The 21,596-nt window shown below is 60.2% G+C and carries 21 protein-coding genes; 15 read left to right on the top strand and 6 right to left on the bottom strand.

The features are described 5' to 3' along the window. The first annotated feature begins 219 nt into the window (after positions 1–219). Together msrB and msrA are read left to right on the top strand one after the other, a co-directional pair. On the top strand, positions 220–738 hold the full coding sequence (gene msrB, locus ACRESJ_RS15420; RefSeq protein ID WP_431758672.1) for a peptide-methionine (R)-S-oxide reductase MsrB: 519 nt from the start codon (positions 220–222) through the stop codon (positions 736–738). A 49-nt stretch (positions 739–787) separates the two neighbouring features. After that, positions 788–1,495: a peptide-methionine (S)-S-oxide reductase MsrA gene (gene msrA / locus ACRESJ_RS15415; RefSeq protein ID WP_431758671.1), complete on the top strand. Its 708-nt coding sequence runs from the start codon at positions 788–790 to the stop codon at positions 1,493–1,495. A 4-nt stretch (positions 1,496–1,499) separates the two neighbouring features. Here the strand turns inward: msrA and ACRESJ_RS15410 are convergent, their stop codons facing one another. Beyond that, on the bottom strand, positions 1,500–2,513 hold the full coding sequence (locus ACRESJ_RS15410) for a sensor domain-containing diguanylate cyclase (protein ID WP_431758670.1): 1,014 nt from the start codon (positions 2,511–2,513) through the stop codon (positions 1,500–1,502). Positions 2,514–2,589: 76 nt separating this feature from the next. Continuing rightward, entirely contained in the window at positions 2,590–3,495 is a 906-nt protein-coding gene (locus tag ACRESJ_RS15405; RefSeq protein ID WP_431758669.1) for a LysR family transcriptional regulator, read from the bottom strand. Between the two features lie 102 nt (positions 3,496–3,597). Between ACRESJ_RS15405 and ACRESJ_RS15400 the strand changes: the two genes are divergently transcribed. Further along, positions 3,598–4,773: an aspartate aminotransferase family protein gene (locus ACRESJ_RS15400; RefSeq protein WP_431758668.1), complete on the top strand. Its 1,176-nt coding sequence runs from the start codon at positions 3,598–3,600 to the stop codon at positions 4,771–4,773. 209 nt (positions 4,774–4,982) lie between these two features. Here the strand turns inward: ACRESJ_RS15400 and ACRESJ_RS15395 are convergent, their stop codons facing one another. From ACRESJ_RS15395 to ACRESJ_RS15385, 3 genes are all read right to left on the bottom strand, one after another. Beyond that, the gene (locus ACRESJ_RS15395) at positions 4,983–5,141 is read right to left on the bottom strand and encodes a hypothetical protein (RefSeq protein ID WP_431758667.1); all 159 of its coding nucleotides are present in this window, start codon (positions 5,139–5,141) and stop codon (positions 4,983–4,985) included. Between the two features lie 107 nt (positions 5,142–5,248). After that, complete coding sequence (locus ACRESJ_RS15390; RefSeq protein WP_431758666.1) at positions 5,249–5,740, bottom strand: adenylate kinase; 492 nt, start codon at positions 5,738–5,740, stop codon at positions 5,249–5,251. A gap of 132 nt (positions 5,741–5,872) precedes the next feature. Further along, positions 5,873–7,795, bottom strand: coding sequence for an alkaline phosphatase D family protein (locus ACRESJ_RS15385; RefSeq protein WP_431758665.1), 1,923 nt, complete (start codon positions 7,793–7,795; stop codon positions 5,873–5,875). A 115-nt stretch (positions 7,796–7,910) separates the two neighbouring features. On the opposite strand from ACRESJ_RS15385, the gene ACRESJ_RS15380 reads away from it, so the two are divergent. From ACRESJ_RS15380 to ACRESJ_RS15345, 8 genes are all read left to right on the top strand, one after another. Then, positions 7,911–8,162 (top strand): hypothetical protein, encoded by a 252-nt coding sequence (locus tag ACRESJ_RS15380; protein ID WP_431758664.1) that lies wholly within the window; start codon positions 7,911–7,913, stop codon positions 8,160–8,162. A gap of 106 nt (positions 8,163–8,268) precedes the next feature. Further along, positions 8,269–9,249, top strand: a complete 981-nt coding sequence (locus tag ACRESJ_RS15375) for a quinone oxidoreductase family protein (RefSeq protein WP_431758663.1) — start codon at positions 8,269–8,271, stop codon at positions 9,247–9,249. A gap of 13 nt (positions 9,250–9,262) precedes the next feature. Continuing rightward, entirely contained in the window at positions 9,263–10,111 is an 849-nt protein-coding gene (locus tag ACRESJ_RS15370) for a TauD/TfdA dioxygenase family protein (RefSeq protein ID WP_431758662.1), read from the top strand. A gap of 86 nt (positions 10,112–10,197) precedes the next feature. Next, positions 10,198–11,250, top strand: coding sequence for a 3-keto-5-aminohexanoate cleavage protein (locus tag ACRESJ_RS15365; protein ID WP_431758661.1), 1,053 nt, complete (start codon positions 10,198–10,200; stop codon positions 11,248–11,250). A 90-nt stretch (positions 11,251–11,340) separates the two neighbouring features. After that, positions 11,341–12,669: an MFS transporter gene (locus tag ACRESJ_RS15360; RefSeq protein ID WP_431758660.1), complete on the top strand. Its 1,329-nt coding sequence runs from the start codon at positions 11,341–11,343 to the stop codon at positions 12,667–12,669. Beyond that, entirely contained in the window at positions 12,666–13,328 is a 663-nt protein-coding gene (locus ACRESJ_RS15355) for a DsbA family oxidoreductase (protein WP_431758659.1), read from the top strand. The genes ACRESJ_RS15360 and ACRESJ_RS15355 overlap by 4 nt, the downstream gene beginning before the upstream one ends. Further along, positions 13,325–13,651: a Rieske (2Fe-2S) protein gene (locus tag ACRESJ_RS15350; RefSeq protein WP_431758658.1), complete on the top strand. Its 327-nt coding sequence runs from the start codon at positions 13,325–13,327 to the stop codon at positions 13,649–13,651. The genes ACRESJ_RS15355 and ACRESJ_RS15350 overlap by 4 nt, the downstream gene beginning before the upstream one ends. After that, a complete protein-coding gene (locus ACRESJ_RS15345; RefSeq protein ID WP_431758657.1) occupies positions 13,648–14,658 on the top strand; it encodes a YeiH family protein in 1,011 nt (336 codons plus the stop codon). Before ACRESJ_RS15350 ends, ACRESJ_RS15345 begins: the two co-directional genes overlap by 4 nt. Positions 14,659–14,856: 198 nt before the next feature. Here ACRESJ_RS15345 and ACRESJ_RS15340 read toward each other — a convergent pair whose 3' ends face one another. Further along, positions 14,857–15,873, bottom strand: a complete 1,017-nt coding sequence (locus ACRESJ_RS15340; RefSeq protein WP_431758656.1) for an AraC family transcriptional regulator — start codon at positions 15,871–15,873, stop codon at positions 14,857–14,859. Between the two features lie 357 nt (positions 15,874–16,230). On the opposite strand from ACRESJ_RS15340, the gene ACRESJ_RS15335 reads away from it, so the two are divergent. The 4 genes from ACRESJ_RS15335 (at position 16,231) to ACRESJ_RS15320 (ending at position 21,580) form a co-directional block, all read left to right on the top strand. Then, positions 16,231–16,797 (top strand): RBBP9/YdeN family alpha/beta hydrolase, encoded by a 567-nt coding sequence (locus tag ACRESJ_RS15335; RefSeq protein ID WP_431758655.1) that lies wholly within the window; start codon positions 16,231–16,233, stop codon positions 16,795–16,797. A gap of 125 nt (positions 16,798–16,922) precedes the next feature. Beyond that, positions 16,923–18,929, top strand: a complete 2,007-nt coding sequence (locus ACRESJ_RS15330; protein ID WP_431758654.1) for a DUF1302 domain-containing protein — start codon at positions 16,923–16,925, stop codon at positions 18,927–18,929. 41 nt (positions 18,930–18,970) lie between these two features. Continuing rightward, positions 18,971–20,329: a DUF1329 domain-containing protein gene (locus tag ACRESJ_RS15325; RefSeq protein WP_431758653.1), complete on the top strand. Its 1,359-nt coding sequence runs from the start codon at positions 18,971–18,973 to the stop codon at positions 20,327–20,329. Between the two features lie 150 nt (positions 20,330–20,479). Beyond that, complete coding sequence (locus ACRESJ_RS15320) at positions 20,480–21,580, top strand: WD40/YVTN/BNR-like repeat-containing protein (protein ID WP_431758652.1); 1,101 nt, start codon at positions 20,480–20,482, stop codon at positions 21,578–21,580. Positions 21,581–21,596 lie beyond the last annotated feature (16 nt).

The raw sequence follows: 21,596 nt of genomic DNA, 5'->3' as shown, positions 1-21,596 counted from the left end.
AGCGTCAGCTCAGCCAGTATCACCATCGACTGACACTACGCCTTCGCGAGCAAGCCCGCTCCCACAGGAATAGCAGTGTTCAACATCGGCGTTATGCATTGTGCGGGTTTTTCACGGCCTGAGTTATCACGAATTGTTTAACTTCCCGTGAGGATTTGGCGATCACCCCAAGCCTAGGCTGTGCTCCATGAAAGGCCCCTGGATTTTTCGGAGACGAACATGTTTTCACGACGGCAATTTCTTGTAGCGGGCGGTGGGTTGGGGGTTGCAGCCCTGGCGATCGGTCTGTTGCCGAAGTTTTCCACAGGTGCGGCGCTGATCAGTGATGCCAGCGCAGAGGAGGCATTCGAAGTGACCCACAGTGATAGCGAATGGCGAACCATCCTGAGCAACGAGCAGTACGAAATCCTGCGCGAAGAAGGCACGGAGCGCGCCTACAGCAGCCCGCTGAACAACGAGCACCGTGACGGCACGTTCGCCTGCGCCGGGTGCGATTTGCCGTTGTTTTCTTCGGCGACCAAGTTCGACAGTCGTACCGGATGGCCGAGTTTCTGGGCGCCGCTGGACAAGGCCGTGGCCACCCGCCAGGACCGCACATTCGGCATGGTCCGCGAAGAGGTGCACTGCCGGCGTTGTGGCGGGCATCTGGGCCATGTCTTCGATGACGGCCCCAAGCCGACCGGCCTGCGCTACTGCATGAATGGCCTGTCGATGAAGTTCGAGCCCAAGACTGCTTGATCGCCGGCACTCATTTTTGATTCCCCTCAATCATTCAGGAATTCACTTCATGAAAACCTTGTTCACATGGCGGCGTACGTTGATGGGGCTGGTGGCTGCCGGCGTCATCAGCCAGTGCTCGGCATTCTCCTTCGGCGGTGCTGAAGAGGCGGTCATCATTCCGCCTCCGACCCTCGATGAAACCACCCAGGCCCACAGCGAAACCGCAGTCTTCGCAGGCGGTTGCTTCTGGGGCGTTCAAGGGGTGTTCCAGCATGTCAAAGGCGTGAAAAATGCGGTGTCCGGCTATGCCGGTGGCGCGGCCAATACGGCGCAGTACGAGCGCGTCAGCAATGGCAATACGGGCCATGCGGAGTCCGTGGAAGTGACGTACGACCCAAGCCAGGTCAGCTACGGCGCCTTGCTGCAAATCTACTTTTCAGTGGCGCACAACCCCACCGAACTCAATCGCCAAGGCCCGGACACCGGTACTCAGTATCGCTCGGTCATTTTCACCAAAAATGCCGAACAGCAACGGGTCGCGCAGGCCTACATCACTCAACTCGACGCTGCCAAATCGTTCAGTAAACCGATTGTGACCAAGCTGGAAACCTACAACGGTTTCTACCCGGCAGAGGAAGAACATCAGGACTTTCTGACCGAGCATCCGACCTATCCGTACATCGTGATCAACGACCTGCCGAAAGTGGCGCAGCTCAAGCAGCTGTACCCGGATCGCTATCAGGAAAAACCGGTGCTGGTGAAGGCGGGGATGTAGGGCGTTATCCGCAGATCACATTCTTGCCGGCGATTTTAGAGCGGTACAGCGCCTGATCGGCGCGAGCCATCAAACCGGTCTGTTGTTCTTCGTCAAAGCGCTGGACCACGCCGAAACTCATGGTCACCTGGAAGTCCCCCACGGGCAGCAAATCCGCAAGGCCATGGCGGATTTGTTCGGCGATGGTTCGGGCAGCGGCCAATGACGTGTTGGGCAGCGTCATGATGAATTCGTCGCCACCCCAACGGGCCAGCAGGTCGCCTTCGCGTACGAAGCGTTTGACGTTCTCGACCACCTGCACCAACGCGGCATCGCCCAAGGCGTGGCCGTAGTGATCGTTGATGGTCTTGAAATCGTCGATGTCCATGGCGATCACCGACAGCGGCTCGCGAAAGCGCTGGGCTCGCTCGCAGGCCAGGGGTAGCACCTGATCCAGGCGATAGCGATTGGCAATGGATGTCAGCGCGTCGGTTTGTGCCAGTTTGCGGTTTTCTTCCAGTTGCAGCTGCAACTGCTGATTGACCCGTGACAGTTCCTGAGTGCGCTCTTCGATAAGCGCTTCCAGGGAGTGATTGCGTCGTTCGAGCTCTTCGAACAGGCGCCGCTTGTCTTCGATGCTGCGATGCGCGCCAATCATCCGCGCCACAGAGCCGTCGGCATTGCGCGCCAGGATGTGGCCGCGGTCCTCGATCCACAGGTAGCTGCCATCGTGCATACGGCAACGATACTCGGCCTGATAGCCGGGAGCGCGCTGGCTCAGATAGTCGTCGAACAGGGCCATGACCCGTGGGTAATCATCGGGGTGGATGACGTTTTCCCAGGTCAGTACGCTGTTATCGAGAGAGTGAGGGGTATAGCCGAGCATTTCATACCACCGCGCCGTGCGGTAGACGAAGCCGGTGTTGGCGTTCCAGTCCCAGATGCCATCACTGACCAGTTCCAGGATGGTGTGCAGCTTGTCGTCATTCAAGTCTGACACGTTGAACTTCAACGGCTCGATGTTCGATGCCTCACTCATCTGTGCTCTCCCTGGCGCCGCGATATCGAAATGTGACCTGTCAGCCGGGAGATTAGTGCATGGCGTATTCGGCCTGCTAGTGCTTGCCCCACAACTGCACGGCGAAGTCGACGAAACGACGCAATTTGGGCAAGCGGTGGCGGTCCTGGGCGTATACAAGATGCATCGGTCGGCTGGGCGGGCAGTAATCGGGCATCAACGCCAATAACTTTCCTTCCTGCAGATCCTGTTCGACCAGCGCGTCGGGCATCATCACGATGCCCATGCCGGTCAGCGCCGCTTGATGCAACCCGGCCGAACTGTTGATCAGCATCGGCCCGCTGACCCCCACGCTGACTTCGCCATCAGGCCCGGCCAGACGCCATTCCTTTTGCACCGATTGCCAGTCATCCCCGGCCGGATAGGCAAAGGACAGGCAGTCGTGGTGGCGCAGGTCTTCAGGTGTCTGTGGCGTGCCCCGACGGGCCAGGTACTGCGGTGAGGCGCACATGGTCAGGGTGTAGTCGATCAGTGGGCGGGCAATCAGGTTGGAGGGTTCCAGTGCGCCGAGGCGAAAGGCTACATCCAGACCATTTTCCAGCAGATCCGGGCGACGGTTGGTCAGGACCACGTCGAGTTTCACTCGCGGGTTTTGCAGGCTGAATTCACTCAATGCCGGCGCCAGGCGCTCGGTGCCGAAGGTCAGGGGAGCGGTGATGCGCAAGGTCCCGCTCGGTTCGTCCACGGCCTGCTCAGCCAGGCGCTCGGAGTCGGCCACCAGTCCCAGCACTTCCAGGCAGCGTTGGTAATACGCGCTACCAAATTCAGTCAGGCGCTGGCGTCGTGTCGTGCGGTGAAGCAGACGTACCCCCAGGCGTTGCTCCAGTGCCTTGAGATGATTGCCGACCATGGTCGTGGACATTGCGCACTCCAACGCGGCGGCCGTCATGCTGCCGGCCTCCACCACTTTCACGTAAACGCTCATTGCCTGGAACAAATCCATTATCAAGCCTGACTTTAAAATGATTGAAGTATTGCAGCGTTTATCCAGCTCAAGTGGCTAACCATACTGCAAAAACACCGACCATTGATGGAGCTTGATGTCATGACCGCCACCTGCCTGATGAGCACTTACCAACCGCTGGCCTTGAGCTTTGAAAAGGGCCTGGGTACGCGCCTGTGGGATCAGGCGGGTCGTGAGTACCTGGATGCAGTGGCCGGCGTGGCGGTGACCAACGTCGGCCATTCCCATCCCAAGATCGTTGCGGCCATCACTGAGCAGGCTGGTTTGCTGCTGCACACCTCCAATCTCTACAGCATTGACTGGCAGCAGCGGCTGGCGCAGAAGTTGACGCGGTTGGCGGACATGGACCGGGCGTTCTTCAACAACTCTGGGGCTGAAGCCAACGAAACGGCACTGAAAATCGCTCGGCTACACGGGTGGCGCAAAGGCATCGAGCAACCCTTGGTGGTTGTCATGGAGAACGCTTTTCACGGTCGCACCCTTGGCACCTTGTCCGCCAGCGATGGCCCGGCTGTGCGCCTGGGTTTCAATAAATTGCCGGGGGATTTCATCAAGGTACCTTTTGGCGATCTCAAGGCTCTGGACGAGGTGCAGCATGCCCATGGCTCGCGCATCGTGGCGATCCTGATGGAGCCGATTCAGGGTGAGAGCGGGGTGCAACTGGCGCCGCCCGGTTATCTCAAGGCGCTGCGTGAACTGTGCGACCGGCGTTCATGGCTGCTGATGCTCGACGAAATCCAGACCGGCATCGGCCGCACCGGCCAGTGGTTCGCCTTCCAGCACGAGGGCATCGTCCCCGATGTCATGACGTTGGCCAAAGGCCTGGGCAACGGCGTGCCCATCGGTGCCTGCCTGGCCCGTGGCAAAGCGGCCGAGTTGTTCACCCCCGGCAGCCACGGCAGCACTTTCGGTGGCAATCCACTGGCCTGTCGGGTCGGGTGTACCGTGCTGGACATCATCGAAGAACAGCAACTGCGGGAAAACGCCCAACTCCAAGGCGAACGCCTGCTGGAAAGACTGCGCATGGAGTTGGCGGGGAATCCCAACGTATTGGCGATACGCGGGCAGGGCCTGATGATCGGCATCGAACTCAAACAACCGATCCGCGACCTGAGCCTGATCGCTGCGCGGGATCATGGCTTGCTGATCAATGTGACAAGGGGGCAGGTCATTCGTTTGTTGCCGCCGTTGACGATTGATGGTCGGGAGGTGGAGATGATTGTGAGGGGGATTGGTCGGGTACTGAAAATAGCCTGATACATGTTTGGTGAGAATGGGTACAACGCCATTCTGTAGGAGCCGGCTTGCTGGCGATGCCGGTGGTGAATGTGAGAGCGCTATCGCTGGCAAGCCAGCTCCCACAGGGGTGTGGATGCTTGACGAGATTGGCTACATCACAAATTTGTGGAAGCCGGCGTCGCCGTTGACCATTGATGAGCGGGACGCGGAGATGATTGATAGGGAACTTAGCCGGATGATTTACGCAGGCGCTTGATCGATTTTAGTAACCGTTCAGCATTGGCTTTGGAGCTTAAAAGATAGGCGGTTTCATCTGGAGCTTCGGGTTCGACCAGAGTGAATGCTTTTTTCCTGTAGCGATTTGATGAGCGCTGGATGGTTCGCATATTCATTTCCGCTTTTGGTGGGCGCTCAGTATTCAGTGGTTTTCCAAAGGAGGTTTCCGTAAGTGGTGTAGTCCCGGTCCGATCTGGAAGGGTGCGAAGAAGAGTCATTAGATATTTTGCAGTGTGCTGATGAAGTTCGAAATTTCAGCTCGATCAGCGAGCTGAAATTTCGTCTCGCAAAACCCCTCAAACAACCGCTGATGCGTCGCAAACCCGCTGGAATCCTCCCGCTGGCGATAGCTGCCCGCCCACTGCAGCAGGGCAATCAATCGTTCGTCATCGGTTGTTTCCCGTTGGCGGATATTGGCGACGCAATCGTCGTCTACGACGCTCAGCCAGATCAGCGCGGTCGCCCGGTGTAACAGTTCGCTGATGATCCAGCCGTAAACACCTTCGATCACCCAGCGTGGTTCATCGGCCGCGATCCGTGCCAGTCCCAACGCTTGCGCGCGGGGGCGGGGGATGCTGTGTTCGTCGGATAGCCAGTGAATGGGGTCGAGGTCGGTGCAGGGCACACGTAGTTGCGCAGCGAGCCGTTGCGCCAGCCAGCTCTTGCCTGAGCCGGAGTTGCCGATGATCAGGGTTCGGGTGAGGTTCATGAGCGACACCGATCAATTGTGGGAGCTAGCCTGCTAGCGATGACGGCGGCACATTCGGCATCTTCTTTGAAGGTGAAGGCCCTATCGCTAGCAGGCTAGCTCCCACAGTTTTTTTGTGGTGTCGGCTCTACCTTAATCATCGCCTACTGGCGCCACCATCCGAGTCTTGGGCGAGCCGTTGGAGTTGTGCTGGTAGATATCCCGCGGCTGTCCCTGTTCATTGAAGAACACCTGGCCGATTCCCGCCGAATTCCACAAGCGCTCACCCGCTTCAGCGTGTTCGGGAATGTGCGGCACGATGCGCATGCGTCGGCGTTTGGTCAGCCAGTTCAGGGGCGAGCGGGGCGAGTACAGCCAGCGGTTGAGACGGTCGAACCATTCCAGCAGCGCTGGCGGGAATTCGTTCTTGATGCCGCTGCTGGTGATCTGCCAGATGCGTGGCCCGGCCTTGCGGTGGCGGATCAGCACTTCGTAGACGAACGAGTAATGCACATCGCCGGACAACACCACGTAGTTACCCGGCGTACGCGAGTGTCGGAAAATATTCAGGATCACCTGCGCAGCGCCGCGATGGGCCATCCAGTTTTCCGCGTCCACCAGCAGGGGATAACCGAACCAGCTGAACACCCGCTGTACGGTTTCGATCAGCTTGACGCCGAACACCGGCGCCGGAGAAACGATGATCGCGCTCGGGTGGTCGAGCAATTCCTGTTGCAGCTCGCAAAGGGCTTCCCAGTCCAGCAGGCCCGAGGGTTGCTTGAGGTTCATCTCGCTGCGCCAGCGCCGGGTGCGGGTGTCAAGTACGACCATGGCTGGCGTGGTGGGCAGTACGTAGTGCCAATGCTGAAATTTCAGCAGGTCATCGATCAACCCGTCCTGGACATCACTGTCCAGATATTGGTCGTGCCCGGTGGCACTGAACGAACGGGCCTTTTCCAGCACGCCGCCAAAGGCGTCCGGATTGTTGCCCCAGCCCTGGCACAGCAGGTAGGCGATCAGCGCGTTGCCGATGATGCGTTTGGAGAACGGATGACCGTAGGCGGTTTCCTCCCATTGCGCGGAGAGATTCCAGTCATCGGTAATGTCGTGATCATCGAAAATCATCAGCGTCGGTATATGCGCCAATGCCCGGGCGACTTGGCCCAGACCAGCCTTGAACGCGTCGATGCGCGTCTGCTCCAGGGCATAGCGCTCGCGTCGTTCCTTGATCAGCTTCGGCGGTTTTGGCGCGATCAAGGTCCAGGGCGTCGGCGACCACACCAGCAAGTACATGGCCATGACTTCGGCGAAGGTCACCAGGTGATTATCGGCACTACTGCTGGTGAAAATCGGCTTGCGCGCGCCGCCAAAGAAGCGATCACGCAGGGTTTCGTTGCTCTGTAGCGCCGGAAGCAAGTCCGCGCGGTGGTAATAACAAGCGGCGTGACCGTAGAGCTCGGCGCTGTCGCTGACGATGGCGCCTTCCAGGTGCTCGCCGAACAATCCCAACCGCTCGATCAGGGCATGAATTGCGCGCAACATGGGGCCTGCGACATCGTCGGCATAGACTTGGTCGCCGCTCATCATCAGCAACGCCGGGCGATCTTTCGCTTCATGCTCCTGCGCCAGCAGGCTATCGACACACAGCAAACCGTCCGTCGCCGGATGATGAGGCTTGCGGCAGGAACCGTGCAGCAATTGGTCGACCCGGGAGCGCAGAACGAAGTTTGGACCTCGGGCGTCGCCATACAGCAAATGCGGTGCCCAGTCGGCGATGCCAGCTTCAGTACCGTCAATCAGCAGGTCATATTCGATCAGCTCATCGCAGGGCAGGGCCGTGTCCAGCGACACATCGATCAAATGCACGAAGGCATGGGTGCCCACCGCAATGACCGTGCATTGCCCGCTGTCGAGACGAATGTCGGCAACACCCTGCAAGCGCAACGTCAGATCCAGTTCCCGCGAACCTACCAGCCACAGCACCAGACGCGTGGGCTCCAGACGCCGCAGCAGCGGGCCGGCCAAGACCGCTGGCAAGGGAACGTGATCGTCAGACAGCGGCTGTGTTGTGGACATCCAGGTCAAGGCTCTTGAAGGCACAGAGGCGGGCGATGATAACGCAGGTGGCATTGGCGCAGGCTAAAGTGCAGCAGCCATGCGCAACGTGGTGTTCAACCGACGAGAGGGAACCATGAACAAAATCATCCTGCCAACACTGGCCATTTTGCTGCTCGCCCAGTCCCCGGCCCATGCGATCAACGACAAGTACCGCAAGCAGCTCGAAAAGTCTGGCTGCACCCAGGTCAGCGAGTTGCAGGGCTGCGATATCCACAAGACCAAGGCCGAGAATGCCAAGGCCGGATTTACCAACCCCGCAGCACCTGCCACTGACGATAAAGCCCAACAGCCAAAAGAGGACGCCGCGCCACCTGTCACCAAATGAAAAGCCATTGTCGTCTGATGAGAAGCGTCTCAAAGGGCCTCGTCCTACAGTCCAATCACGCAATTCAATGCAACACGCCCCCATTGCAGATTGGAGAATAAGAAAAATGGCCAAAGCCGTACGCTTTTACGAAACCGGTGGTCCCGAGGTTCTACGTTATGAGGACGTCGACGTCGGCGAACCCGGTCCAGGCCAGGTACGTCTTCGCCATGTGGCGGTCGGCTTGAACTATGCCGATACCTACTTCCGCAACGGCACCTACCCGATTCCAATGCCTAACGGCATGGGTGTCGAAGCCTCTGGCGTGGTCCAGGCCATCGGCGAAGGCGTGACTAACGTTCAAGTGGGTGATCGCGTCACCTACACCGGTTTCCTCAATACCCTCGGCGCCTACAGCACCGAGCGCCTGATCGCCGCCGCGCCGCTGATCAAGTTGCCAGAAACCATCAGCTTCGAAACCGCTGCAGCCATGACCATGCGCGGCCTGACGTCTTCGTACCTGATGCGTCGCATCTACGACTTCAAGGAAGGCGACAGCATCTTGCTGCATGCCGCTGCCGGTGGCGTCGGCCTGATCGTTTCCCAGTGGGCCAAGCTGCTGGGCCTGAACGTGATCGGCACCGTGTCGACCGAGCAAAAGGCGGAAATCGCCAAGGCTCACGGTTGCGACCATACGATCAATTACAGCCATGAAGACGTTGCAGCTCGCGTTCGCGAACTGACCGACGGTGTGGGCGTCAACGTGGTGTTCGACAGCGTTGGCAAAAACACTTTCATGGGTTCGCTGGATTCGTTGAAACCCCGTGGCCTGATGGTCTGCGTGGGTACCGCGTCCGGCCCGATCCCGGCGTTCGACCCGGTAATGCTGGCGATGAAAGGTTCGCTGTACCTGACCCGCCCGGCCCTGGCCAACTACATCAGCGACCCGGCGGAAAAAGCCGCCCTGGCCGGCGAGTTGTTCGACCATGTCGGCAGCGGCCGGATCAAGATCGAGATCAACCAGCACTACGCCTTGCAGGACGCGGTGCAGGCCCATCGCGACCTTGAATCGCGCAAGACCACCGGTTCGTCGATTTTCGTCATTTAAGGAGCGGTCAGCCATGAAAGTCGAACAGTTGACCTGCAGCATTGGCGCCGAGTTGGTCGGCGTCAATCTCGCCGACGCCGTGCACGATGACGGCTTGTTCGCCGAGATTCGAGCCCAATTGCTCAAGCATCGCGTGGTGTTCCTGCGTGACCAGGACATCACCCGCGCCGAGCACGTGGCCTTCGCCCGTCGCTTCGGCGAGCTGGAAGATCACCCGGTGGCCGGCAGCGATCCGGATCACCCGGGCCTGGTTCGGATCTACAAGAACCCGGACCAGCCGATGGACCGCTACGAGAACGCCTGGCACACCGACGCCACCTGGCGCGAGTCGCCACCGATGGGCTGTGTGCTGCGCTGCGTGGAATGCCCGCCAGTGGGCGGCGACACCATGTGGGCCAACATGGTCGCGGCCTACGAGAACCTGCCGGAAGACGTGAAGGTCAAGATCGCCGACCTGCGCGCGCGCCACAGCATCGAAGCAAGCTTTGGCGCTGCGATGCCGATCGAAAAACGCCTGGCGCTCAAGGCGATGTATCCGGATGCCGAACACCCGGTGGTGCGTACCCATCCGGAAACCGGCGAGAAGGTGTTGTTCGTCAACGCCTTTACTACCCACTTCAGCAACTACCACACCCCCGGGCGGGTGCGTTTCGGCCAGGACGCCAACCCTGGTGCGAGCGAGCTGCTGCGCTACCTGGTCAGCCAGGTGTACATCCCCGAGTACCAAGTGCGCTGGCGTTGGAAACCCAACAGCATCGCCATCTGGGACAACCGCAGTACCCAGCATTACGCCGTCATGGACTACCCGCCGTGCCATCGCAAGATGGAACGCGCCGGGATCATCGGCGACAAGACGTTCTGATCGAACGCCCTCTGCATCCGAACTCAAAAACGTCTGCCCGACACGACTCCGGGCAGGCGGGACAATCATAAGAACTGGAGTTAACCATGCAATTCTTCGACGATTCCCTGCACCCGGAAAACATGGAAAAGGTAGTTATCACCGTGGCCCCGTACGGCCCGGAGTGGATGCCTGAAGATTTCCCGGAAGACATCCCACTGACCATGGACGAGCAGGTACAGAAGGCAGTCGATTGCTATGAAGCCGGCGCCACGGTTCTGCACCTGCACGTACGTGAACTGGACGGCAAGGGTTCCAAGCGCCTGTCCAAGTTCAACGAGCTGATCGCCGGTGTGCGTGAAGCCGTGCCAGACATGATCATCCAGGTGGGCGGTTCGATTTCCTTCGCCCCTGAAAGCGACGGTGAAGCGGCCAAGTGGCTGTCGGACGACACTCGCCACATGCTGGCCGAGCTGACGCCAAAACCGGACCAGGTCACGGTGGCGATCAACACCACCCAGATGAACATCATGGAGCTGCTGTATCCGGAGTACCTCAAGGGCACTTCCCTGGACAACCCGATGATCCACGCCGCCTACAGCGAAATGACCGTACCGGCAGGTCCGGCCTGGGTGGCGGAACACCTCAAGCGCCTGATGGACAACGGCATCCAGCCGCACTTCCAACTGACCGGCATGCACGCCCTGGAAACCCTTGAACGCCTGGTGCGTCGTGGTGTGTACATGGGCCCGCTGAACCTGACCTGGATCGGCATCGGTGGCGGTTTCGACGGCCCGAACCCGTTCAACTTCATGAACTTCATCCACCGCGCACCGGACGGTTGCACGCTGACTTCCGAGTCGCTGCTCAAGAACGTGATGCCGTTCAACACCATGTCCATGGCCATGGGTCTGCACCCGCGTGTGGGCAACGAAGACACGATTATTGATCACAAGGGCGATCGTTTCGGCTCGGTCGATCAGATCAAGCAGACCGTGCGCATCGCCCACGAATTGGGTCGCGAAATCGCCACCGGCAAAGAAGCCCGTGAGATCTATCGCATCGGTGTGAAGTACAACAGCATCGAAGAAACCCTGTTGGCCAACGGCATGGCCCCCAACCGCAAGGCTGGGCAAAAAGGCGTGCCGCAACGCGGCTGACCGACACAGTGAACGAGCGGCCGTGACCGCTCGTTCGCCGTCCAGCTACACGCTGATAACAACAATAAAACAAAGCTTTGAGGAGGCTGCATGGCCTTTCACCCGATCGCCGCCGACGATGACGACGGTGCCGTCGCTGTTGCGCGTCCGTACGCCTGGATCGTCTTTGCCCTGACGTTCGGCTTGTTGATTTCCGATTACATGTCGCGTCAGGTATTGAACGCGGTGTTCCCGCTGCTCAAGACCGAGTGGGCGCTGACTGACGGCCAGCTCGGTCTGCTCAGCGGCATCGTTGCCCTGATGGTCGGCTTGCTGACATTCCCACTGTCGTTGATGGCTGACCGCTTCGGCCGGGTCAAGAGCCTGGCGCTGATGGCGATGTTGTGGAGCCTGGCGACCCTGGGTTGCGCAGTGGCGCAGGACTACCAGCAGATGTTCATCGCCCGGTTCATGGTCGGCGTCGGCGAAGCGGCCTATGGCAGCGTCGGCATCGCCGTGGTGATCTCGGTGTTCCCGAAACACATGCGCGCCACCCTGGCCAGTGCCTTCATGGCAGGCGGTATGTTCGGCTCGGTGCTGGGCATGGCCCTGGGCGGTGCGATTGCGGCCAAGCTGGGCTGGCGCTGGTCGTTTGCCGGTATGTCCCTGTTCGGCCTGCTGTTGGCGGTGCTGTACCCGATCATCGTCAAGGAAGCGCGCATCGCTCCGCAACGTGCCGCTCAAGTGGCGAACAAGGCAGCGGCTGCGGTCAAGCGTCCGCTGAGCACGTTGTGGTCCAGCCGCTCGGTGGTAGCCACCTACATCGGCAGCGGCTTGCAGCTGTTCGTCGGCGGCACGGTGATGGTGTGGATTCCAAGCTACCTGAACCGCTACTACGACATGCCTACCGACAAGGCCGGCGGCATGGCGGCAATCATCGTGCTGTGCAGCGGTGCGGGGATGATCCTGTGCGGCATGCTCAGCGACCGTCTGTGCCGGCATTCGCCTGAGCGCAAGGTCGCCCTGGCCATCGGTTTTTGTCTGGGTAGCTGCTTGCTGCTGTCGGCCGCCTTTGCCTTGCAGGCAGGCCCCGTGCAACTGCTGCTGATCTGCCTGGGCATGCTGATTGCCACGGGTACCACTGGCCCTGCCGGTGCGATGGTCGCCAACCTGACCCACTACTCGGTCCACGGTACGGCGTTCGCCACGCTGACCCTGGTCAACAACATGCTGGGGCTGGCGCCGGGGCCGTTCATCACTGGCCGGGTGTCCGATCTCATCGGTTTGCATGCCGCGTTTCAACTGGTGCCACTGGTCAGCCTCGCGGCAGCCGCGGTGTTTTTCTATGCCAAGTGTCACTACCACAAAGATATTGCCCGTCTTCAGGGTCAGAGCGTTTCTGAGCCTGTCAGCGAAGCCGGGATTGAGGTGAAGCTGTGAGTCGTTGTTTAAGCGTTGATGTGTATTTCGATTTCATTTGCCCTTGGTGCCTGATTGGCAAACGCCAGCTGGAGCATGCGCAGGTGCAATTTCGCAGCCGCAATCCGGATGTGCAGATCACCACGGTTTGGCATGGCGTGCAGTTGTTGACCCACTTGCCGGTAGAAGGTGAACCCTTCGCCGACTTCTACCGCAAGCGCCTGGGCAATGCTGATGCCGTGACCATGCGTCAGGCGCAGGTACAGCAGGCTGCAGGGGCGGTGGGGTTGACCCTCGACCTCAGCCAGATCCAGACGATGCCCAACACCGCCGACGCCCATCGTTTGTTCGAACGGGTTAGCGAGCTGGGCAATGCCACTCAGCGTGAAATGTTGCTCGAGCGACTGTTCGCCGCGTATTTCCGCAAAGGCGAAAACCTGGGGTGCCGTGACACCTTGCTCGACATTGCCCGCTCCTGTGGCGTCGATACAGATGGGGTGCTCGATTGCCTGAAGGGCGACGGCACGCCGTTTGAAGGATCGCCCAATGCCACCAGTGGCGTGCCGAGCTTTCAGTTCGACGGCCGCATGACGGTAATCGGTGCGCAACCGGCTCAGGCACTGCTCGGTGCCATGAGCGAAGCACTCAAGGAAAGTGAACGCGAGCGGCAGTCGGCATGACCCGGCGCATTCCCGTACCGGCGGGCAAATTCCCGCCGGCCGGTGGCCGTGCTCTGTTCGAGTTCGAGGACAAAAGCCTGGCGCTGTTCAACGTCGACGGTCAGCTGTATGCCATCGACGACAGCTGCCCGCACCAGGGCGCTTCGCTGTGTGGCGGACGTCTTGATGGAAGGGTGATCCAGTGCTGCGCCCATGGTCTGCGTTTCGACCTGCGCAGCGGTTACATGCTCAATTCCACGCTGGTCAAAGTTACCAACTACCCGGTCGAGATCATCGACGACCAGGCGTTTATCGTCATCGTTACCGAGGAGTCCGCGCCATGACTGCCATCGCGCTTACCCGTATCCAGAGCCGCACGCGCGAGCTGGCCCCGGGGTTTATCGTCAGCCTGATCGTGGCGGCCGCCGCGTCGTTTTTGTCTGAGCACTACGGTGCGCCGGTCATGCTGTTTGCCTTGCTGTTGGGCATGGCGCTGAACTTCCTGGCCGATGACGGCCCGTGCAAGGCCGGGGTCGAGTTCACCTCCCGCACGGTGCTGCGTATCGGTGTGGCGCTGCTGGGCATGCGCATCACCCTTGAGCAGATGGCGGCGCTGGGCTGGAAGCCGATTGCGCTGGTGGTGATCCTGGTGGTGGTGACCATCAGTGTGTCGGTGATTGCGGCTAAGGCCCTGGGGTTTCAACGGTTGTTCGGCATGCTTACCGGTGGCGCGACAGCGATCTGCGGTGCTTCGGCGGCATTGGCACTGGCGGCGGCCTTGCCAAACCATCCACAGAAAGAACGGGCGACCTTGTTTACTGTGATTGGTGTTTCGGCGCTGTCCACCATGGCGATGATCGTCTACCCGATGATCGCCAACTGGCTGTCGCTGTCGCCACAGGTGGCCGGGGTGTTCCTCGGTGCGACCATTCACGACGTGGCCCAGGTGGTCGGCGCCGGTTACAGCATGTCCACCGAAACCGGCGACACCGCCACCGTGGTCAAGCTGATGCGCGTTGCGATGTTGCTGCCGGTGATCGTCACCGCAGCGATGATCACCCGCATGCAGGGCGCCGATCCGACCGGCAAGCGCCCTCCGCTGTTGCCGTGGTTTGCCGTCGGCTTCCTGATTCTGGCCTGCATCAACAGCACCGGCTGGATCGCGCCGGCGGTGCAAGGCTCGGTCAACGAATTGTCCCGCTGGTGCCTGGTGATTTCCATCAGCGCATTGGGCATGAAAACCCGGCTCAAGGAGCTGGCGTCGGTTGGGATCAAGCCGATCCTGCTGATGGTGGGGGAAACGGTGTTCCTGGTGGTGCTGGTGCTGTTGCTGCTGCGCTGGGGGTTCTAACCCATCTGCGAACACAGAGTTTGATATCACCCAAATCAACTGTGGGAGCTAGCCTGCTAGCGATGGCATCAGCACATCCAGCATCGATGTGCCAGACACACCGCAATCGCTAGCAGGCTAGCTCCCACAGGGATTGCATTCCAATTTCGCTCTTTGCGGTGACTGTGCCAGCAGTCACCGTTTTTTTTTGCCGTGCTATCAGGTCGGTTTCGCACCCGCATGCTTCTGCGCCCGCCAAGTGGCCGGAGGCATGCCGAACTGGGAAATGAACCAGCGGGTAAACGAACTCGCCATTGAATAACCGAGCATGTCGGCAATGCGGCTGAGGGAGTAGTTCGGGTTGTCCAGGTAGCGCAGCACCAGGTCGCGGCGTACGTCGTTGATCACATCGTTGAAGGCGCAGCCGTCGTCCTTGAGGCGGCGTTGCAGGGTGCGCACGTTCATGCCCTGGCTCTGGGCGACTTGCTCGATGGTGGCGCGGCCCATGGGCAGCAGCAGGTAGATGGCCTTGCGCACCTCGAACAGCATCGAGGCGCCTTCGTTGCTCTGCAACGAATCGAGATAGCTCTGGGCGTAGCGGGCCATGGCCGGGTCGGCATTGGGGTTGGTCATGTCCAGGCTGGCGTCGGAGCAGACGATGCCGTTGAACTCGCTGCCAAACTCCAGCTTGCAGCCAAACAGGCGCCGATGCAGCTGCATGTTGTCTGGCGCCTGGTGCATGAAGTTGACGCTGTAGGGATGCCAGTGTGAGCCGAGCAGGGCGGCGCACAGGCGGAACATAACGCCCAGTGCCAATTCGGTGGCCTGGCGGCTGGGCATCGGCGATTCGGTGACTACTTCTTCACGAATGATCACCATCTTGCCGGCCTCTTCGATGAAGATCGCCAGGGAATCGTTCATCAGGTGCCGGTAATGCACCACCACCTGCAAGGCATCGCGCAAGGTGCGCTGATGGCTGAGCAGCAGGCTGACCACACCAAAGTCCGACAGCTGACGCGACTCGGCCATGCTCAGGCCGAAGGTCTGGCAACCGCTGGCGGTAGCCGAATCTTCCAGCAGACGCACGGCGGCGTCGATGGAAATGCGATGTTCCGGCGCCAGCAACTGAGCCCTGCTCAAACCGACAGCCTCCAATACATCGCGCGGATTGAATCCCAGGTACTGGGTGACCTCCAGGTAGTTGGTCAACACGGCTGCGCGAACAAGCTTGGACATGCGTAGGTCTTCCCTGGGCCGATGGTGAATGGCATGAGCGTAGCGACTATATCCAGCGCTTCGGCCGTTGAACAGTTGTCTTGTCGTTGATGGATTACACACCTGCAGGTGCCAAATCAGCACTGCCGAGGGGCGCAATCCAGTCTCATCCGTTGATTACAGTGAGCTTGCGCCACCCCGTGGGGTTTTTCGACCAGCGGTAGTGGCGATTAAGTGTCGGACAATCTGTCATCAAAAGAAAAGTGCATGACGTCCAATGTAAAGCGTCATGGGTGGCCGCTCTTTAATGTCGACACAACAAAAAAAGAATCTGGCGAAAGAGCCAGTCGAGTCATCGAGATAGCGAAGGTGTTTACCGTGGACAAACTGCAAACTGCCGCCACCGTTTTGATCGTACCGGGCCTGCGCGAGCACGTTGCCGAACATTGGCAAACGTTGCTTGAAGCGAAGCTCGAAAAGGTACGCAGTGTCCCGCCACTGGAAACCGACAAGCTCGACTGCATGGCCCGCGTTCGGGCGATCCAGCACCAGCTGGAACAGATCGACGGGCCGGTGATCCTGGTCGCCCACAGCGCCGGCGTCTTGATGGTCGCGCACTGGGCGGCTCATTACAGCGGTTCGATCAAGGGCGCGCTGCTGGCCGCACCACCGGATCTCGAAGCGACCTGGCCCGCCAACTACCCATCCCCTGAAACCTTGCGCAGCAATGGTTGGGATCCTCTACCCGAAGGCACGTTGCCGTTTCGCAGCATCGTGGCCGGCAGCACCAACGATCACTTGGCCAGTTTCTCGGCCGTGACTCGCATGGCAGAAAACTGGGGTGCCGAATTGCTCGATCTGGGCGATGTCGGCCACCTCAATCCGGCCGCAGGATTTGGCCAATGGCAACAAGCTGAAACACTCATCCAGGAGCTGGATCGCTAGCACAAGGAGCTGGACTGGCAGTACGCCAGCCGGCATTTGCCCTCATACCTTAAACGCAGACCCGGAGAGGAATGCGCGAGGGCGGCTGCGCTAAAAAATAAATACAAAAAGGCGGAGACAACGCAATGCACAACATCAAGAGTCACGGGTTCACCGCTTCACGCTACACCCTGCTGGCCTCGGCCATTCTCGCGGCAATGGTGCCGACGGCCCATGCGGCCGAGCTCGATTTGGGCAACCCGGACTGGACCGCGCGCTTCGACAACACCGTCAAGTACAACTACGGCGTGCGCACCGAAGGCGCCGACAAGCGCATGTTGGGTACACCGAACAACAACGACGGTGACTACAACTTCCGTAAGGCCGGTACCAACATCACCAACCGTATCGACCTGTTGACCGAGATGGACGTGGTCTACAAGAACGCCATGGGCTTTCGCGTCAGCGCCGCCAGCTGGTACGACAAGGCCTATGAGAACACCGGTTCCAATTCCAACCCGTTCGTCAACGGGAACGGCGATGTTTCGGGCCTGATCAGGAACGACACACGTCCAGGCTTTGCCGGCGTCACCCGTGACAACGTCGGCAATGGCAGCCCGCACCTGAGCAACTATGCCCAGCGCTACTACACCGGGCCGTCTGGTGAAATCCTCGACGCCTTCGTGTTCTACAGCACCGAAATCGGTGAAGAGTCGATGCTCAGCGTCAAGGCCGGTCAGCACAACGTGTTCTGGGGCGAGACCATTCTCAACCCGGTGCACTCGATGAGCTACGGCCAGTCCGGTCTCGACCTGGCAAAACTGGCAGCCTCACCGGGTACGGAAGCTAAAGAGCTGTTTGTCCCGCGTAATCAGCTGTCGATGTCGTTCACCATCAACCCCGAGCTGACGGTGGGCGCTCAATACTTTCTCGACTGGGATGCCGCTCGCCTACCCGAAGCGGGCACCTACTACGGCGGGTCGGACCTGGTCGGTTTCGGCGCGCAGTCGTTCCTGTTGGGCAACACTAATGGTCCTTCTGGCCCTGCTTTTCTGGGGTGTGGCCTGGCGCCGTGTAATGGCTTGACCAACGTTGTTCGAGGCAAAGACCTGACGCCGCACAGCAGCGGCGACTGGGGTGTCATGGCCAAGTGGTCGCCAGCCTGGCTGGACGGCACCCTCGGTGTGTACTTCCGCAATACGTCAGACATTCTGCCTCAGGCCTACCTGACGGCCACCGGGATTTCGGCGGCCAATGCCAATGGAAGCAGACCGGGACCCTTGGGCACGGTCGTCAACACGCTTAACTCGTTGAACACCGCAAGCTATCAAATGGCCTACGGCGACGACATTCAGATCTTTGGTTTGAGCCTGTCCAAGGATGTCGGTGGGGTGAGCGTCGGTTCGGACCTGAACTTCCGTCACAACATGCCGCTGGCCAGTATTCCGGCGATTGTCAGCTCGACCAGTCCTTTGGGGCTGGGGCAAGGCCTGGGCCTGTTGCCGCCACGTACCGCTGCCACCGGCGTGGTTTATGACACCCCACACCGCGGCGACAGCATGAGCGCCACTGGTGACACCCTGCACTGGACAATCAACGGCCTGATGACCCTGCCGAAAACACCGGTATTCGATCAGGCAACCATCCTCACCGAGTTGTACTACAGCAACTTGCTCAAGCTCGATAGCAAGAACGAGGCGCTCTACAAAGGCAAGGATTCCTACCGTGGCATCGACGCACCGACCCGGGATAACTGGGGCCTGGCGGTCAACTTCACACCGACCTGGTACCAGGTGTTCCCCGGTGTTGACCTCAACGCGCCGATGTCCGTCAACGTCGGTCTCGATGGTGTGTCGCCGGTCTCCGGTGGCGGTGCCAAAGACACCGGTAACTACGCAGTCGGCCTGGGTGCCGTTGTGTACAACAAATACTTCGTCGACCTGAAGTACGTGGACTCCTTCGGCCAGACCGACAAGTGCAACAACAGTGGTGTGAGTACCGGCCCGAAAGGCGGTGACGGCTCTACCCCGAACGCCTTTAGCGGCAACGAAAACTACGCCTGTTACGCCGGCGGCTATTCGTCCTTCTCCGGAGGTGGTGCAACGACTGAGGACCGTGGCGCCCTGTACCTGACGATGAAAACAACTTTTTGATGCACCACTGATTTGCTCAATGCAAGCAGGAGAATAACAATATGAAATTCGTACAAACCGTGTTGGCCGCGTCGCTGGCCATGGTCCTTGCCGCCCAGGCACAGGCCGCTGTTTCAACCCAGGAAGCTGCCAAACTGGGCAGCAGCCTGACCCTGGTGGGCGCCGAAAAGGCCGGCAATGCCGATGGTTCGATTCCGGCCTACAACGGTGGCCTGACCACGCCGCCAGCCAGCTACAAGGCCGGCGACAGCATGCGCCCGGATCCGTTTGTCAGTGAAAAACCGCTGTTGGTGATCGACGGCAAGAACGTCGATCAGTACAAGGGCATGCTCACGGCGACCACGGTAGAACTGGCCAAGCGCTTCCCGACTTTCCGTGTCGACGTGTACCCGACTCACCGTACCGTTTCGCTGCCTCAAGCCATTCTGGACAACGGCGTGAAGAACGCTAGCGGCGCCAAGTCCCTGGAAGGTGGCCTGGCCATCGACAACGTGCTGCCGGGCATTCCGTTCCCGATTCCGCAGTCGGGCAACGAAGCGATGTGGAACTTCCTGCTGCGCTACCAGGGCGTGAGCATCAGCTCCAAGTACGATTCCTGGAACGTCGACTCGGCTGGCGTGGCGAGCCTGGCAACCACCGGGCAAGCGAACATTTCCTACCCGATCTATGAAAACCTCTCGCAGCCGATCAGCAGCGCCGACGTGTACTACCAGATGAAGCTGGCGTACACCGGTCCTGCGCGCCGTGCCGGTGAGGCAATCATGCTCAAGGACGCCGCAAACCCTTTGCAGCAGCCGCGCCGCGCCTGGCAGTACTTGCCAGGTCAGCGTCGAGTGAAACTGGCACCAAGCCTGGCCTACGACACGCCTAACCCAGGTACTGCCGGTGCGGGCACCTACGACGACGTGTTCGTGTTCAACGGTGCGCTGGATCGCTACGACTGGAAGGTCGTGGGCAAGCAGGAAATGATCGTGCCTTACAACACCTACAAGCTGACCTACGTGCAGGATCCTAAGTCGATCACCACGCCGAACCATTTGGCACCGGACTTCGTTCGCTGGGAAAAACACCGTGTGTGGGTCGTCGAAGGCAACCTCAAGGCTGGCGCCCGTCACATCTACCAGAAGCGTCGCTTCTACCTCGACGAAGACAGCTGGACCGCTTTGGCTTCGGACCAATATGACGCCCGTGGTCAGCTCTATCGCGGTTCCTTCGCCTTCTTGAGCCAGAGCTACGACAAGCAGGTTCCGGACTCCACGCCATTCATGATCTATGACCTGGTGGGCGGCTCGTACAACATCAACGGTGTCGTCGGCCCGTACGGCGGCATCAAGTACGTCGATCCGCTCTCCAAGGCGCAATGGTCGTCGGAATCCCTGGCCGGCGCCGGCATTCGCTAAACCAACCGAAAGTTGTGGGAGCGAGCCTGCTCGCGATGGAGGCCAACGATAACGCTGGCTGTCTGGATGCGCGCGTCATCGTTCACGTCCATCGCGAGCAGGCTCGCTCCCACATTGTGTTGTGACGCGGTTTTCCGGAGAGGACGCGGTATGTGTTCGAATAAATTTCTTTTGCGGCTGGCGCTCGGCGTTTCGCTTGGCCTGTCGCAAGGCATCACCTACGCGGCCGATTACGTCGACGTGCTGGACCAGCCTGCCAGGGTCAGCGCCTTGGCCATCAACAGCCCGTTGTCCGGCATGACCCGCGCCGGCGAGCGTGTGATCACCGTCGGCCAACGTGGCCACATCCTGTATTCCGACGACGCCGGCAAGCATTGGCAACAGGCCGCCGTGCCGGTCAGTGCCGACCTCACCGCCGTGAATTTCCCCACCACCACCCAAGGCTGGGCGGTGGGCAATGACGGCGTGGTGCTGCACAGCAGCGACGCCGGCGTGACCTGGAGCAAGCAGCTCGACGGTCGCCAGATCGGCGCCTTGCTGGTCAAGCATTACGAGGCCTTGGCCAGTGCCGAGCCGGGCAACGAGCAATGGCCGTTGCTGGTCGCCGAAGGCCAGCGCCTGGCGGAGCAGGGCGCGGACAAACCCTTGCTCGACGTCTGGTTTGCCGATGAAAAAACCGGCTACGTGGTCGGCGTATTCAACCTGATCCTGCGCACCGAAGACGGTGGTCAGAGCTGGACGCCATTCCAGGACCGCACCGAAAACCCCCAGGCCTTTCACCTCAACGCCATCGCCTCTACCGGTGATGCGCTGTACATCGCCGGCGAGCAGGGCCTGTTGCTCAAATGGGATGACAACAGCCAGCGTTTCGCCGCCGTGCCGACGCCGTATCAGGGCAGCTTTTTCGGCGTGCTCGGCAAGCCTGGCGAAGTGCTGGTTTACGGCCTGCGCGGCAACGCTCTGCGCAGCACCGATGGTGGCCAGAACTGGACCGCGCTGAACACCGGCCTGCACGTCAGCCTCACCGCCGGCCTGATCGATGCGAAGGGCAACTACCGCCTGTTCACCCAAGGCGGACAGATGCTGGTCAGCCAAGGGACGGGCGAGCAGTTGCACCTGGTGCAGCAACCGGCCCCGACGCCGGTCGCCGGCGCTACCCAGTCCGCCGATGGCGCGCTGGTAGTAGCGGGCAGCCGTGGCGCCCGCACGCTGTCCGTCGAGCCAGCCCTCGACGCTGTCCTTAAAAACTAAGAGCGAGAACCCAGAC

It is taken from the genome of Pseudomonas sp., assembly GCF_050739655.1.
In the GTDB taxonomy this organism is placed as follows: Bacteria; Pseudomonadota; Gammaproteobacteria; order Pseudomonadales; family Pseudomonadaceae; genus Aquipseudomonas.
Note: the sequence above shows the minus strand (reverse complement) of the source record. Positions and strands in the feature narration are given on the sequence as shown.